This window comes from Helicobacter felistomachi (assembly GCF_030296895.1).
Lineage (GTDB): Bacteria > Campylobacterota > Campylobacteria > Campylobacterales > Helicobacteraceae > Helicobacter > Helicobacter felistomachi.
The window spans coordinates 1,219,540-1,234,184 of the sequence record NZ_AP028022.1; the positions used below are offsets into that span (position 1 = coordinate 1,219,540).

A 14,645-nucleotide genomic window follows, 5' to 3' on the forward strand; every position below is an offset into this window, starting at 1 on the left:
CGCATTCAAAGGTGTATTCGTCTAATTTTTTAATCCCCCTTTATTCTCGTTTTGCCCCTCAAAAATATCCCCCATGATTTCCTCAAAAATGTCGTCCATCGTAAGCACCCCTGAAGTCCCCCATACTCGTCCACCACCAATGCCATGCGTCTTTGCTGTTGGTTCATTTTAATGAGAATTTGCGAAATGGACGCGCTCTCAGGCACAATCAACACCTCTTGCAACAAATGCTTTAAGTCGGGTTCTTTGCGCTCTAAAATGGGGGCGGATAAAATATCTTTGATGTGCACGACTCCTAGGATGTTGTCCTTATGCCCTTCACAACAAGGATAGCGGGTGAAGGGGTGCTTTAATATCGTTTGTAGATGTTGTTCGTGGGTCTGTTTGGTGTCTAAGCACACCATGTCGTTGCGTGGAGTCATGATCTCTTTGGCACTCGTGTCGGAGAAATCCACGGCATTTTTAATCAACTCCTCCTCCACATAGTCGATCACCCCACCCCTTAAACTCTCCCCCACAATGATTTTAATCTCCTCCTCTGAGTGTGCGCTGTCTTTCTGTGGCTCAATGCCAAAGAGCTTGAGCACCAAGCGCGCCAAAAAGTCGAAGAGATTAACGATGGGATAAGAGAGCATCCAAAAGGCGTGCAAGGGTCTAGCCACCCACAAAACCACGCTTTCTGCCCGCACGATGGCAACCGACTTAGGCACAATCTCCCCCAAGATCACATGCAACAAAGTGATTAAGCAAAAAGCAATCACCACACTCAAGGCGTGTATCACAGCACTTAAGGCAGAAAAATGCACCCATTTATGCAATATTAAAGTGATCAAATGCGCTAGGGCAGGCTCTCCCAGCCAACCCAGCCCCAAAGAAGCCAAGGTAACACCTAGTTGTGTGGCACTCAAGTAGGTGTTTACCGAAGCGTTGATTTTGAGGGCGAGTGTAGCGTTGGGGTTGTTGTGTAGGCTCAATTCTTCAAGTTTAGAGCGTCTGACCTTGACAATGGCAAACTCGGAGAGCACAAAAAAGGCGTTGCATAAAACCAAGAGGAGGGCGAGAGCGCACATGGTAAGCGACTCGTAAATTTCCAAAGACTCTCCTTAAAATTTTAGCCCAGACAAACAAACCCCATTCTATCTAACAAAATATCATTAACAAACAACAATCTAAAGTCTCTCCACAATCTTAAAAGTATCTATTAGATAATAGCCTAAGGCTCCAAGTAGGGCGGAAATGGGCACGGTGATGAGCCACGCCGTGATGATGCGCTTGATCACGGAGCGTTTGACGAGCTCGCTCTTATAGGCTTTCTTTAGACGTTTGCGCTCTTTCTTGCTTAAGCCCACGGTGTATTCTAAAGTGTTGTTTTCTTTGCGTAAAGTTTTTAGATAGATGAGCATTTCTTTTTTCTGTTTGGGGTTGGCCTTTTCAAAGCGGTCTAAGAAATTCTTGATCACGCCCGCGTCTTCGCCGTGGTGTGCGTCTAGAATCATCTGTTTCATCTCAAAGAGTCGTTTTTGCAAGAACTCCCTTAAAAACCCCACTCCAAACACTGCCCCGATCGTGATGTGCGTAGAACTCACAGGTAAGCCCAACTTAGAAGCCAACAACACTGTGATCACGGTTGCCATGGCGATACAAAAGGCTTGCATTTTGTCTAGCTCAGTGATTTCACTGCCCACGGTTTTAATCAAGCGGGGGCCATACAAACTAAGCCCCGTGGCGATGCCAAGCCCCCCAACCAGCATGATCCACAACGGCGCATAGGCTTTGGTGGGGATGGCGTGGTGTCCCCACTCTTGCAAACTCTGCACAATCGCCGCGAGGGGCCCCACAGCATTAGCCACATCATTGGCCCCATGGGCAAAGCTAAGCAAAGCGGCACTAAAGACCAAAGGTAGAGTAAAAAGCGTGTGTACGCTCTCTTTAGTGTTTTCTAGGCTGTTTAACTTAGAAGCCACATAACTTTTAAAGACATGGTAGGCGAGTAGTCCCACCCCCACGCTTAAGAGAAATTCGTTAACCAAGCCTAGCGGCGTGCGTAGAACCTTTGCCAGCATATACCAGCTAAACGCCAAGCCCATCACCCCCACCACTAGGGGCATCGCCTTTAGGGCGGCGTTTTTCTTGTCTTCTCGATCGCTGATGCTCTGCTTAAACAAGACCATAAGCCCCATCGCAATCCCCCCGCCCATCACAGGCGAGATGACCCAACTAGCCACAATCCCACCCAAAAAGGGCCAATCCACAGCCCCAGCCCCCCAGCCACCAGCCCCGCCCCAAGCACCCCACCCACAATGGAGTGTGTGGTAGAAACGGGCGCACCAATGGCTGTGGCTAGATGCAGCCAAATTGCCCCTGAGAGCAGAGCCGAAAACATCATCCCCACAAAAACCGTGGTGTTTTGGATGTGCTCGGGGTCGATGATTTTGCCCTTAATGCTCTGCACGACTTCACTGCCCGCCAGCACTGCGCCTAAAACTTCGCAAAAAGCCGCCATCAAAAGTGCCATGCCTAAAGTGATTGCTTGAGAGCCCACCAGGGGGCCAACATTGTTAGCGACATCGTTTGCTCCGATGTTCATCGCCATATACCCCCCCACGACCGCACTTAAAGCCAGCAAAGGTAGATGTATAGGTGTGTGGCTACAGATGAGTGCCAAGCCCGCCGCCGCCACGACAAACACAATGGCTAGGGTGATCTTGACATTGTCCCTTTGGAGTTCTTTAAAGGCTTTTTGGATAGAGCCCGTAGGGTTAGTGGTTTTAGACTTCATGGGTAGCTTTCATTGACGGCTAAGACTTTAATATAAAAATCTCTAAGAAACGCTTAAACATGACGCTTAAAAACCTTGGCTTTTTTACGCCTCTAACATTTTATTAGCGTTTTACGATCGTTTGCCAAGTGTAAAAATCTGTTAACTTTTGCCCCTTGTGGCTTACTTTGATTGTGCTACATTCACCCATTCACGGGGCGGGGGGGATAGGGGCTTAGGAGTTTGGTTGTATGCAAAACCCTGATTTAGCCACCTTCATCCAAAGCCACGATGTGCTCTTGATCGATGAGAGCGCGCTTGTAGAGGAGGCGTTTTGGAAAATCTACAAAGATAGTCTCCAAGAAATCCCACAAAAAACTAAAAAGAAAATTGGGGTCCCTAAAGATGTCCTAGAACGGATCAACGATCAACGCCTAGACGATGCCCGTTACCAAAAGGCGTACAATTAGGTATCTTTCTATCATTGGCACTGCCTTAAAGGTCATTACAAACGAGATAGAGCTAGATATTTTGCGTTTAAGGGATTTAGGGATACTCAAAGAAGTGGCTGAAAAACGCTTTGAGTTGGACTTAAAGTTTGAGATGCTCTCTAGAGCTTAGAGTTAGAGGACAAAGGAGTCATTTTTGCAGTATTATTGAAACCCATCCACTAAGATGTATGGGCTTTTTTCTCAATCCTTTTTGCTGGATGTTTTATATTTACCTTTACAACTCTGCACAACCCCTCTTATCCTCTAACCGATGCGAATATTTCCACCACTTGATGGGTTTTTCTAGCTTTTGCAGAGTTGGAGAGCTTTTGGAATATTGTCCATTAAAGACATGATCCTATCTTTACAAGAAGTGACAACCCCCACTTGGCGCAGTCTCCCCTGTGTGAACTCAGCTGGTCTCAATCTTGCCTAGTCTTAAACTCCTCTTAAAACTTCTTCTTGCCCGTGTCTTCTAAAATATCGCTGGCGATGTGTTCGATCTCTTGACTGATGTCTAAGCAATTTTGGGCAATGTTTAAATTATGTGTCAAGCTCGCGTCAAATTGTCCCATCGCTTTATTGATGTCTAGCACCGCAGAGGCTTGGGCTTTAATGGCTGTTGAGTTGTCGGCAATGCTTTGGAGCAATACATTGATATTGCTTTCAATCTCGCTCAAAGACTTTTGGGTGCGCTCGGCAAGTTTACGCACTTCATCGGCCACGACCGCAAAGCCCCGTCCGTGCTCGCCCGCTCTGGCCGCTTCAATGGCGGCGTTTAGGGCTAATAAGTTGGTTTGATCGGCGATGTCTCTAATGATCTCCACAATGCTTTTGATGTCTTGGCTTTGGGCGATCATCTCATCGCTCTTGGTGCTGACATCGGTGATGTTTTGCGTGATGCCCTCAATGTTTTGGGTGGCTTGTTTGATTTCAGCAGATTGTTTGGTCGAGCTAGAGGAGAGTTTTTCCATACTCTCTTTTAAATCTGAGGCTTTGGTGTTGAGTTGGTTGGCAAAATTTAAAGAAGTGTTTAGCATGGCAACAATCTCTTCGCCCAGCTGGTTAATAGAAACTTCAATCTCTCCTTTTGCACCTTTAATTTGTGGGGTGAAATCTAAATTTTGGTAGGCATGCACGACCGATAAAATTTTATTCAAATCCGAACCCACACCCCTCTCCAGACTCTCCACCATCGTGTGTGTCACCTTGATGAGTTCTAAGAGTTTGGGCGTGTTGGCTTTGCTTTGCGCTTCTTTGGCAACAATGATGCCCTGTTGGACATCTAGGGCTAATTGTGTGGTCTCCACCACCGCAGCATTGTCATCGTGGAAAACTTGTTGTATCTTAGTGATGTTGGCATTGATGGAGTTAAGCATCCAGCCTATTTCATCTTTTTGGGTTGAGTGGTAGATTTCTAACTGGACATTTTCTTCGTGATTGAGCAGTCTAAAAAAGCTGTTGAGTGTGGCTACCACTTTATGCACACGTGCCACGATTTGCTTTTTGATGTAAAGATTCATCACAACGATGGCAATCAGTAAAGCGATGAGACTGATGACAGCAATTATGAATTGCACATGGTGCACACGGCTATAGACCCGCGATTTTTCGATGGCCGAGCCCACCACCCAGTTGTGGTTCATGAGCTGTGCATAGGGTCTAAACGCACGCAGGGATAAAATGATTTTCTCGTGCAAAACATCGGAGTAAAAGGAGGTGATGAGGCTATCGCCCGGATGTGCATTTTTTCTAAAGTCCACAATAGTTTTGGCTTCTTTGGCTTGCATGACTTCTGTAAACGCCCGTCCTTGTAATTTGTGGTCGCGGTTGATGGCAAAAATGCGGTCTCTCGAACCTAACAAAAATCCATTTTCCCCCGTATTTTGTGGAAAATAGTGCTCTTGGATGTAGTCAATACTCACAAAGAGGCCAACAACGGCCTTTAAATGGTGTTGGTTGTCGAAAATGGGGGCGGCCATGGTGAAACCAAAATAGACACCCCCTCCAGGCAAGGTTGTAGGATCACTGTCGGTGCGACTCATGACTTGTGTTTGAATCACTCTAGACACGATGGGAGAGTTTAAAACAGCGGAATTGTTGGTCTGTACAACTAAGGTTTGATCGTGTTTTTGGGCAACTTCATAACTGGATGTAGGTTTATTGTTTTTAAGCAAAACCAAAAACGCGCCGCGCACAAATTCACTATGGATACACAGCTTGCGGATATTGTCTAAAATTTCTGTCCCACTTGAATTTTTGATAAAGGCATAGCCATCCCCTGAAAAATAATTGGCGTAACTTTGCAAGGTCTCCTTAATGCCTTTAAGTTCTAAAGAAATGCTTGTGGCTTGGTTTGTGGCGCGGACTCTCACTATTTCGTTGGCGTTCTTGACCAGCATGCTCGTGATCTCATTGATGTAATACGCCCCCAAAGCCAAGAACGATAAAATCAAAATTGAAGAAATGGCTAAAGCGGTTTTTGCACCCAGCTTGAGGTTTCTAAAAGAAGACATGGAGATCCTTTGTTTTGCGTAGATTAAGCATGGGGAGCGGTTGGCATGCTTTCGATGTAAACACTCTGTGAAGGGAAGGCAAAACTCAGCCCGCATTCTTCCACGACTTGCATGATTTTAAACAACACATCCTCCTTAATGGCGAGCCACTCTTCCCACACCACGCTTTTAGAAAAACAATAAATAAAAATATTGATCGAGCTGTCCCCAAAGCTGTCTAAGTAGACAAAAAGATTTGATTTATAGCCCATCAAATCATCAATAGACACAATGTTTTGGCGGTCCATGATGTAGTCGTGATGGTCATTTAATTGTTGTTTGGAAACACTGTCCAAATCGTGATCCTTAGCAATATTAGGATGGTTTAACAGCATTTGGCGAATCCCTAGAACGCATTTTTGTAGAGATTCTCTAGGGGAGCTGTAGGTTAGCCCCACGATCATTTTAATGCGCCGCCCCACTTTGCGGCGATTCCAGTTTCTAATGGATTTACCCGCCAGCTCAGAGTTAGGCACAAAAAACAAAGCATTGTCAAAGCCCCTGATGGTGGTGCGTCTTAAGCCCATTTCTACGACCGTGCCCTCTACTTCCCCGCACACAATCCAATCACCTTGACTAAAAGAATTGTCTAAGAGCAAAATGACAGAGGCAAAGAAGTTGGCTAAGACATCTTTAACCGCCAATGCCACCGCCAAACCGCCGATGCCTAGTGAGGCGATGATGGTCGAGATGTTAAAGCCTAGTTGTTTTAGTACCCCCAAGATCGTGAGCACAAAGATAAAGAAGTAAGCGATCTTTAAAATCAAGTTAACAACTTCTTTACGAAAACCATTTTTGCGCGAAGCCAAGGTGGCCAAAACCGCTGCCCCATAGGCTTTAAACAGTGCGATCACCAGCCATGCAATGAGAGAAATATAAATCACGCCCAAATACATATCAAAGTGGGGGGGGGCGGGGTGGGGATAGTAGAGAATATCTATGGAGATGTCAAAGCTGTAGATGAATAAAAAGGTGGAGATGGGGGCTAGAATGCTGTTGCGGATTTTTTCTTGTATGTTGATGTTGGCATTTTTACGGGTAAAGCGCACACAATAATCTAAAGCCTTCACAAAGAGTGCGGTTACCATTTGGCGTAGGGCCAACAAGAACGCCAAAAGCCCCAAAGAGAGTAAGATTTTGGCGTTTTGTAAGCCGTTCATGTCGGGGAAAATGTGGTTAATTGCCCCGGCGATGCGCTCTAAAACCCATTGCATGTTGATGTTAAAGAGGACATTTTTAGCCAACACTTCCTTAGGGTGCTGTTGGATGTAACGCAAGACATCAATATAGGTTTGCAGTTTGATTTTATACTGAGCTAGGGCACTTTGCAGGTCTTGTTTTTTGGCATCTTCTAGGTGATTTGGGATGGTGTAGGTTTTGGCTGTGTAGGTTTCTAGCTTAATCAAATAAGAAGTGCTGATAGACTTAATGTCTTTTTCTTGGCTGAAGAAGTCAGTGGAGGTGCGGATTTTTTTCAAAAAGCCGTACATGTCCGCTTCGACTTCTAGGTTTTTAAGCTGGATTGTGTCTGTAAAGTAAGTGTAAATGTCGTTATTCTTGCTGCTTTTTAAAAGTGCCTTTTGCAAAACCTGCTGTTGTTTTTCATTTTCTTCAATATTGATGCCAATCCGCTCGCGTGTGTTTAAAAGCTGCAATGCAAAAGTGTGCATCAACTCATTCTTTTGGTCGCTGTATAAAGACACTTCTGTGTGTTTAGTGGGGTCTTTTTGGTAGCGGGTGATGACTTGGTTGAGTTGGTTGATTTGCTTGAGCAATAAGTGCAGATCGACAAGGTCTAAGTCTGCTCCCTCGTGGGTTTCAGCCCGCCCAAAACCCACAAATACAACTAAAAAGAACAAAACGATCAAACGCATATTTACTCCAAAACGCATTCTTTAAAAGCCGCCCCGCGGTGCTTGTAAGAAGCAAATTGATCCAAACTGGCCGCGCTGGGCGAGAGCATGCCGATGTCGCCCTGCTTTAAATTTTTCTTGATCTCTTGCACGGCGATCTCAATTTTACGGCACAAGTGGGCCCGGATTTGATGTTCCTCAGCCATTTGCATGATCACAGGCGCGCTCACCCCGATCGCATACACCTCAGCTTGTAGATGTGCCAGGGTTTCAAACAAGGGCTTCAAGTCCACGCCCTTGGTGTCGCCCCCTAGGATTAAGTGTATGTAGTTGTCTTGAAAACGCTCGAGAGCTTTCAAAGTCGCGTCCACATTGGTGGCTTTGCTGTCGTCCACCCATGTGTAGCCATTTTTATCTGTAAAAACTTCAATGCGATGGGGCTGGATGGCATAGCTGTTGAGTAAGTCGTAATCGGCCACACCCGTGTATAACTTCGCGGCACTGAGGGCCAAGAGCGCATCGAGCAAAAAGGGCTCTTTAAAGCGCAATTTAGAGATGTCTAGCCCCATTTTTTGCGCCAAATTTGTCGAGTTTTGATAAAAGATGATTTGCGCCTTTGTGGCTTGCACGAGGGGGTGCTCTTTGAGGGCGGTGTGTATGAAGGCATGGGTGCGTGCGCCCATCAAACTTAGGGGCTTTAACTTCGCTGCAACATAGTTTTCATAACTGCCATGCCAACTTAAATGGTCTTCAGCTAGGGGTAACAAGATATAAATTTGTGGGCTCAAGTGGTTGGTGTAGTGCAAAGTAAACGAGCTGGTTTCTAGCACCCAAGTGTAGGGGGGTTTTTTCTCTAAACTCTGGGTGTAGAGTTGGATTAAAGGCGTGCCGATGTTGCCCCCCACTTGCGCCCCTTTAAACAACAGCCCGAGCATTTCTGTGGTCGTGGTTTTGCCATTGGTCCCGCTGATAAAAATCGTGGTGGGTAGCGGCTCTTGTCTATTGCTCTCCCACAACCGCTTGATGTAGTCGTATTCACTGCAAAGGTGCTTGCTGGCCATCACTAAAGGGTGGTTAAAAGGAATGCCCGGGCTCACCAGCTCTAGCTTAGAGGCGTAGGGGTTAAACATCTTAGAGGGCAGCCATTTTTGTTGGTTTGTGTCTAAAGAGGGGGTGAGCACATGGTCATCGTAGACACAATAGGGGATGTTTTTGCGGTGTAAATAGGTAGCAAATGCCTTATTGGTTTGTCCGTATCCAAGTAAAGAGATCATCAAAACACCCTTAAATCAAGATCGAATCGGTAAGGCTAGAATAGCACACTTAAGATAACTTAAATGCCAATCTAGCGCACCTTTAAACTCAACAAGGCCACAATATTACTCAAAAGTGCGATGATCCAAAAGCGCAAAATGATTTTATTCTCCGGCCAGCCTTTAGATTCAAAATGGTGGTGCAAAGGTGCCATGCGGAAAATGCGCTTTTTGCGGGTCTTGTAGCTGGTAACCTGCAAAATCACCGAACCCGCCTCAAGCACAAACACAGATCCCATTAAAATGAGTAAAATCTCGTTGTTGGTGATGATCGCCATGTAGGCGATGAAACCCCCAATGCTAAGGCTCCCACTATCGCCCATAAACACTTCAGCCGGAAAAGAATTAAACCACAAAAACCCCAAGAGAGCCCCCACTAACGCCATCGCCACCACCATGACCTCCCCGCTGTGGCTCACTTTTGGATAAAGCAAGTATTTACTAAACTCGGCATTGCCCACCACATAGATAAACACGCTCAAACTCACAATCACGCAAATGCTAGGCACGGTAGCCAGCCCATCTAGCCCGTCTGTCAAATTCACGGCATTAGAAGTCGAGAGGAACACTAACATCCAAAAGCCGATCAACAAAAAGGCATGCCCTTCAAAGGAAAAAATGGGGTGCTTTAAAAAGGGGAAGTAAAGGCTCTTCACCTGCACCAGCCCTGCTAAGGCAAGAGTGATGAAAAAAGAGAGCAAGGCGAGCATGCCAAATTTATAGCGGGAGGTGATGCCGGCGTTGCTCTTACGGCTGATTTTAGTGTAGTCGTCCTGCACCCCAATGAGTCCAAAGCCCACGAGGGTTACCAGCCCTAAGAGCACAAAAAGGTTGTCTAGCCGCGCGGTTAAGAGGGAGGCGATTAAGGTCGTGGCGATGAAGACCACCCCACCCATGGTGGGGGTGTCTTTCTTGTTTTGGTGGGGGATATAAACCGAGATGGGTTGGTTGGCCTTCTTTGCCTTAGCCCACGCAATGAACCTTGGCATCACTAAGACACAACCAAAGAAACTTAAGAAAAACGCCAGCCCTGAGCGGAAAGTGATGTATTGAAACAAGTTGATGTGCAAGAAGGGGTAGAAGTAGTAGAGCATTGCCAAGCTTTAGGGTAAATTAGGGCGCAATTATAGCATAAAGGCACATTTACGCCAAAGTTAAAGGAAATCAAGCTAGAATAGGACCTTTATCATCCTTTAAGGAGTTTTGGCGTGTGGTTTGTGAGGGGCTTTAAAGCGCATTTTTTATTGTCCATAGTAGGCTTATCTGTGCTCTTGGGTGGGTGCGTGTTGGTGCGCTTTTTCAACAAGGACTTTAGCCACAACCAATACCAAATTGTGCGGGTGGTGTTAGACGGGCAGACCTTTGACTTTAAAGACCTGATCGAGGAGGCCCAACGCCCCCAAACCCTAGAAGCGCAAAACCAACCCACACAAACCCCCAAAAACCCTCCCAAAGACAAACTAGAACTCTTGCAGGCCGAACTAGAACAGCGCATTAAAAGCCTAGACACTAAAGATGTCTCCCCCGATGCCTCCTTGATCAAAAGCGACATGAAACACTTAGAGAGCGACATCCAGCACAACAAAGCCCAAAAACCCCCCGTTCTTGTCAAAAGCCCGATGGGGCATATTGAATTTGACCAACGGCAGCTAAGGGCCTATGGCATGGTTTACTGCAATAAGTACTTTTTTAGCTATAACTTTAGAGACGACGATCACCTTGTTTTAGACGACAAGGGGATCGCTAGAAAAGTTTGTGGGAATGAGAAATTGATGGCGTTTGAGCTGGCGTTTTACAACCATTTAAAAGGCGTTTTCAACATCACTAGGGGCAAGAACACGCTTTTGCTCGAAAGCCCTACAATGAAAATCTACATGCAACACTGATGCAAACCTTACGCAACGCCCCCACTTCTAAACACCAAATCAAAGGCTCGATCTTCTTAGGTTTTCTTGTGCCTATGCAAGCTTTTAGTGCCACTTTAAAGCAATTGCAAAAAGAACACTTCAAAGCCCGCCATATTGTCTATGCCTACCGCTATTTGGAGGACAACACGCTAAAGGAAGCCCTACACGAGGACAGAGAGCCTAGAAATAGCACCAAACCCCTATTAGACATGTTGCGCCGTGAGGATTTAGTGAATGTGGCGATCTTCGTGGTGCGCTACTTTGGAGGGGTGCTTTTGGGTGTGGGCGGTTTAATGAAAGCCTATGGGCTCTCTTTGCAGCTTTGTTTAGAACAAGCCCAGTTAGAACCCTTTGTGGTGCCCATGCAAATTTGCGAGTGGGTGGGGCTCAATGCTTTGGAGGCACTAAAGGCAAGAGGGCTTAAATACGGCGTGCAAGTGGTGGTGAAGGAAACCCAAAGCACGGGGGCGTGGGTGGATTTGATCGGCGCGCCCCATCTTTTAGAAAAAGCGTTAGGACATTGACATGCAAACCTTGTATTTATGGCTTAAAATCGTGCATATCTTGGCCGTCATCTCGTGGATGGCAGCCCTTTTATACTTGCCCCGTTTATTTGTCTACCATAGAGAAAATCACGACAAACCCCAATTTGTGGCGGTGGTGCGGGTGCAGGAGGCGCGCTTGTTTAACGCGATTGCCACGCCGGCCATGGTGTTGAGTGTGTTGAGTGGTTTAGGGTTGTTTTACATTTTAGGGGGTTTGGATTTGTTCCATTATGGTTGGGTGCATTTAAAACTGCTCTTTGTGCTCTTGCTCTTGCATTTCCATTTTATGTGCCGTAAGTGGATGCGTGCGCTCAAAAACGAGGGGACTTATAAAAGCTCGCGCTTTTTTAGAGTGATGAATGAAGTGCCGACCGCATGCATGGCGGTGATTGTGTTTGCGGTCGTGGGGAAATTCTTTTAATGGCCAAGCCCGCAGACAAGCAACAGCAAATCATCGGCATGTTCGACTCCATCGCCAAAACCTACGACACCGCCAATAAGGTCGTGAGCTTTAAGCAAGATCAGAAATGGCGGGTGCAAAGTGTGCAAGAAGCCCTGCGCCATGTCTACGCCTTTAGAGGGGATTTAAAGGGTTTAAGTGTCGCCGACATCGCCTGTGGGACAGCGGACATGCTCTTGTGTGTCTTAGAGAAAATCGCCGCATGTAAGGGGAGCGTGGCAAGTGTGTGCGGGGTCGATCCATCGGCAGAAATGTTGCGTCTAGCTGAGCAGAAAATCGCCACAAGCCCCCTTAGCCAAAACGCCCGTATCCGCCTAGATTGTTTGGAGGCCAAGAATTTACGCACCATTCCCGACAACAGCATAGATTTGCTCTCCATCGCCTACGGCTTGCGCAATGTGGTTGAGCGCAAAGGGGCGTTAAAAGAATTTGCAAGGGTGCTCAAAAAAGGGGGGGTGCTCTTGGTGCTAGAGTTCATGCGCCAAGACAAAAAGGGGATTTTGGGCTACTTGGCGTATACCTACACTTCTAAAGTTTTACCCTTTGTGGGGATGCTCATTAGCCGCAATTACAAAGCCTACGCCTATTTGCCCGCCTCCATTGAAAAGTTCATCAGCGCAGACGAGCTAGAGGAGGAACTTAGCGGGGTGGGCTTAGAGGTCGTCCAAAAGAGCCACTACATGTACAAAAGCGTGTCGGGCATTTTTGCGGTGAAACTTTAATGCATTTATTCTTACTACAAATGGCGCGTTTTGAGTGGGAGTTTATCCAAAAGAGCGTGAAACAAATGCCCCCAAATGCCCTAGTGCTCTTGCCCGAGTATGTGGCGACCCCCTTTTTCTTAGAATTGACAAGTCTTGAGCCTGAGAAAATAGATGGCCACAGCCAAGCCCGCCTAGAGCAGTTGCAAGCCTTGAGTGCCAAGCATGGGGTGGTTTTTAGCGTGCCCTTGGTTTTCCTTAGAGAGCAAGGGCTGTTTAAGCAAATCGCTTTAATCAGCCCACAGGACACGCAATTTTACAACCAACAACGCCTAGTGGGCTTCGAGCACTGGATGGAGGCGCAATTTTTTGCCAATCCACAGCCCACGGACTTTAAAACCCCCCCGATCCTAGAGATCGAGGGGATCAAAGTTGCCCCCCTTTTTGGCTATGAATTGCACTTTGACAAATTATGGGTGGTGTTGCAAGAAGCGGGAGTGGAGGTGGTTTTAGTGAGCACCGCCAGCACTTTTGAGTCGTTTGAGCGTTGGCGCTGTGTGTTGCGCTCAAGGGCGTTTTGTAATTCCATGCTCGTGGCACGGGCAAATCGCATCGGCATGGTGCGTAAAGATCAAAACATCCCGTGGCGTTTCTATGGGGATAGTTTGATTGCCCTGCCCGATGGCAGTGTCGCCAGTAGTTTAGAAGGGGATTTGGGGGTTTTGCATCTAGAGGTGCAAAAGGTGTATTTGCAAGCGTGGGCTAAAGAGTGGGGCTTTCGCCCCCCAAATTAAAGGAGAGATGATGATCGATAAAAAACTACTGCTTAGCGATTTTGAGGGGGTGCGCTCAAATTTAGCCAAACGCTTTTTAGACCCCACGATTTTAGACAACCTTAAAGGCTTGTTGCGCGCTTATAAAACGAAGAAACAAGAGCTAGAGCAAGCCCAAAAGTTCCAAAACAAAAACTCTAAGCTGTTTTTTAGCTACAAAGATGACCCAGCCAAAACACAAGAGCTCAAAAACGCCCTAGAGGCAAACAAAGCCAAGATCGCGGACCTAGCCGCCCACACCCACACACTAGAAGAAGAGTTAGACACTCTCTTACACACCATCCCCAATCTGTTGGACCCCATCACTCCTTTTGGTAAAGACGAAAACGACAATGTGGAGATTAAGAGAGTTTTAACCCCTAAAACCTTTGATTTTACACCAAAAGAGCACCACGAACTCGCCCAAGAAAATGGCTGGATTGAGTTTGAGCGGGGAGTGAAGATTGCTCAAAGCCGTTTTAGTGTGCTAAGAAGTGAGGGCGCACTTTTAAGTCGGGCTTTGCTGAATTTTATGTTGGATTATAACCACGCAGCGGGCTTTGAAATCGTAAGCCCCCCCGTGTTAGTCAATAGTAAAACCCTTTTTGGCACAGGGCAGTTGCCCAAATTCCAAGAGGATTTATTCAAGGTGCATGAGGAAGATTTGTATTTGATTCCCACTTCTGAGGTGAGCCTGACAAATTTATACGCCGATGAGATTTTAAGCACTGAAGAATTGCCTATTTTAATGACTGCTTGCACCCCGTGTTTTCGTAAAGAGGCGGGCAGTGCGGGCAAGGACACCAGGGGCATTGTCCGCCAACACCAGTTTGACAAAGTGGAGTTAGTGGCGATCACGCACCCCAAAGAGAGCGAGGCGATGCAGGCGAAAATGCTAGAAACGGCGAGTGGGATTTTAACAGCCTTAGAGTTGCCGCACCGATTCGTGCAGCTTTGCAGCGGAGACATCGGCTTTAGTGCCAGCAACACTGTGGATATTGAGGTGTGGTTACCCGGGCAAAATTGTTACCGTGAAATCAGCTCGGTGAGCAACACCCGGGATTTTCAAGCCAGACGCGCCAAAATCCGCTACAAAGAGAATAAAAAGAACGCCCTAGTGCACACTTTAAATGGCTCGTCTTTAGCGGTGGGGCGCACTTTAGTCGCTCTTATGGAAAACCACCAAGAGAAAGACGGGAGTGTTCACATCCCCGAAGCACTCTTACCCTACTTACCCCGCAAACTCTAAA

At 46.7% G+C, this 14,645-nt stretch carries 12 protein-coding genes and 2 pseudogenes; 8 read left to right on the top strand and 6 right to left on the bottom strand.

Translation table 11 applies throughout. The features are described from left to right. Positions 1-29: 29 nt before the first annotated feature. Complete coding sequence (locus QUE23_RS06435; protein ID WP_353622219.1) at positions 30-1,094, bottom strand: hemolysin family protein; 1,065 nt, start codon at positions 1,092-1,094, stop codon at positions 30-32. Positions 1,095-1,169: 75 nt separating this feature from the next. Beyond that, positions 1,170-2,779: pseudogene (locus tag QUE23_RS06440) on the bottom strand (inorganic phosphate transporter). 230 nt (positions 2,780-3,009) lie between these two features. Here QUE23_RS06440 and QUE23_RS06445 point away from each other — a divergent pair. After that, complete coding sequence (locus QUE23_RS06445) at positions 3,010-3,228, top strand: hypothetical protein (protein ID WP_286348257.1); 219 nt, start codon at positions 3,010-3,012, stop codon at positions 3,226-3,228. Next, positions 3,200-3,379: a hypothetical protein gene (locus QUE23_RS06450; protein WP_286348258.1), complete on the top strand. Its 180-nt coding sequence runs from the start codon at positions 3,200-3,202 to the stop codon at positions 3,377-3,379. Before QUE23_RS06445 ends, QUE23_RS06450 begins: the two co-directional genes overlap by 29 nt. Positions 3,380-3,698: 319 nt before the next feature. Here the strand turns inward: QUE23_RS06450 and QUE23_RS10210 are convergent. From QUE23_RS10210 to mraY, 4 genes and pseudogenes are all read right to left on the bottom strand, one after another. Further along, positions 3,699-4,103 (bottom strand): annotated as a pseudogene (locus QUE23_RS10210) (methyl-accepting chemotaxis protein); the annotation flags it as partial. Positions 4,104-5,788: 1,685 nt separating this feature from the next. Next, the gene (locus QUE23_RS06460; protein ID WP_286348260.1) at positions 5,789-7,678 is read right to left on the bottom strand and encodes a mechanosensitive ion channel family protein; all 1,890 of its coding nucleotides are present in this window, start codon (positions 7,676-7,678) and stop codon (positions 5,789-5,791) included. 2 nt (positions 7,679-7,680) lie between these two features. Next, positions 7,681-8,931 (bottom strand): UDP-N-acetylmuramoyl-L-alanine--D-glutamate ligase, encoded by a 1,251-nt coding sequence (gene murD, locus QUE23_RS06465; protein WP_286348261.1) that lies wholly within the window; start codon positions 8,929-8,931, stop codon positions 7,681-7,683. 71 nt (positions 8,932-9,002) lie between these two features. Next, the gene (mraY, locus tag QUE23_RS06470; protein WP_286348262.1) at positions 9,003-10,064 is read right to left on the bottom strand and encodes a phospho-N-acetylmuramoyl-pentapeptide-transferase; all 1,062 of its coding nucleotides are present in this window, start codon (positions 10,062-10,064) and stop codon (positions 9,003-9,005) included. A gap of 114 nt (positions 10,065-10,178) precedes the next feature. Between mraY and QUE23_RS06475 the strand changes: the two genes are divergently transcribed. From QUE23_RS06475 to serS, 6 genes are read left to right on the top strand one after another with little or no spacing between them, the layout of a single operon-like run. After that, complete coding sequence (locus tag QUE23_RS06475; protein WP_286348263.1) at positions 10,179-10,856, top strand: META domain-containing protein; 678 nt, start codon at positions 10,179-10,181, stop codon at positions 10,854-10,856. Next, positions 10,856-11,401: a YigZ family protein gene (locus QUE23_RS06480; protein WP_286348264.1), complete on the top strand. Its 546-nt coding sequence runs from the start codon at positions 10,856-10,858 to the stop codon at positions 11,399-11,401. The genes QUE23_RS06475 and QUE23_RS06480 overlap by 1 nt, the downstream gene beginning before the upstream one ends. 1 nt (position 11,402) lies before the next feature. Continuing rightward, positions 11,403-11,843, top strand: coding sequence for a protoporphyrinogen oxidase HemJ (gene hemJ / locus QUE23_RS06485; RefSeq protein ID WP_286348265.1), 441 nt, complete (start codon positions 11,403-11,405; stop codon positions 11,841-11,843). Continuing rightward, a complete protein-coding gene (gene ubiE / locus QUE23_RS06490; RefSeq protein WP_286348266.1) occupies positions 11,843-12,604 on the top strand; it encodes a bifunctional demethylmenaquinone methyltransferase/2-methoxy-6-polyprenyl-1,4-benzoquinol methylase UbiE in 762 nt (253 codons plus the stop codon). Before hemJ ends, ubiE begins: the two co-directional genes overlap by 1 nt. Continuing rightward, positions 12,604-13,377 (top strand): carbon-nitrogen hydrolase family protein, encoded by a 774-nt coding sequence (locus tag QUE23_RS06495; protein WP_286348267.1) that lies wholly within the window; start codon positions 12,604-12,606, stop codon positions 13,375-13,377. Before ubiE ends, QUE23_RS06495 begins: the two co-directional genes overlap by 1 nt. A 10-nt stretch (positions 13,378-13,387) precedes the next feature. Beyond that, positions 13,388-14,644, top strand: coding sequence for a serine--tRNA ligase (gene serS / locus QUE23_RS06500; RefSeq protein ID WP_286348268.1), 1,257 nt, complete (start codon positions 13,388-13,390; stop codon positions 14,642-14,644). The last annotated feature ends 1 nt before the right edge of the window (position 14,645 follow it).

Coding starts and splice junctions, on each gene's coding strand:
- murD (WP_286348261.1), bottom strand. CDS start 8,931: ATGATCTCTTTACTTGGATACGGACAAACCAATAAGGCATTTGCTACC.
- QUE23_RS06460 (WP_286348260.1), bottom strand. CDS start 7,678: ATGCGTTTGATCGTTTTGTTCTTTTTAGTTGTATTTGTGGGTTTTGGG.
- QUE23_RS06480 (WP_286348264.1), top strand. CDS start 10,856: ATGCAAACCTTACGCAACGCCCCCACTTCTAAACACCAAATCAAAGGC.
- mraY (WP_286348262.1), bottom strand. CDS start 10,064: ATGCTCTACTACTTCTACCCCTTCTTGCACATCAACTTGTTTCAATAC.
- serS (WP_286348268.1), top strand. CDS start 13,388: ATGATCGATAAAAAACTACTGCTTAGCGATTTTGAGGGGGTGCGCTCA.
- QUE23_RS06450 (WP_286348258.1), top strand. CDS start 3,200: ATGCCCGTTACCAAAAGGCGTACAATTAGGTATCTTTCTATCATTGGC.
- QUE23_RS06445 (WP_286348257.1), top strand. CDS start 3,010: ATGCAAAACCCTGATTTAGCCACCTTCATCCAAAGCCACGATGTGCTC.
- hemJ (WP_286348265.1), top strand. CDS start 11,403: ATGCAAACCTTGTATTTATGGCTTAAAATCGTGCATATCTTGGCCGTC.
- QUE23_RS06495 (WP_286348267.1), top strand. CDS start 12,604: ATGCATTTATTCTTACTACAAATGGCGCGTTTTGAGTGGGAGTTTATC.
- ubiE (WP_286348266.1), top strand. CDS start 11,843: ATGGCCAAGCCCGCAGACAAGCAACAGCAAATCATCGGCATGTTCGAC.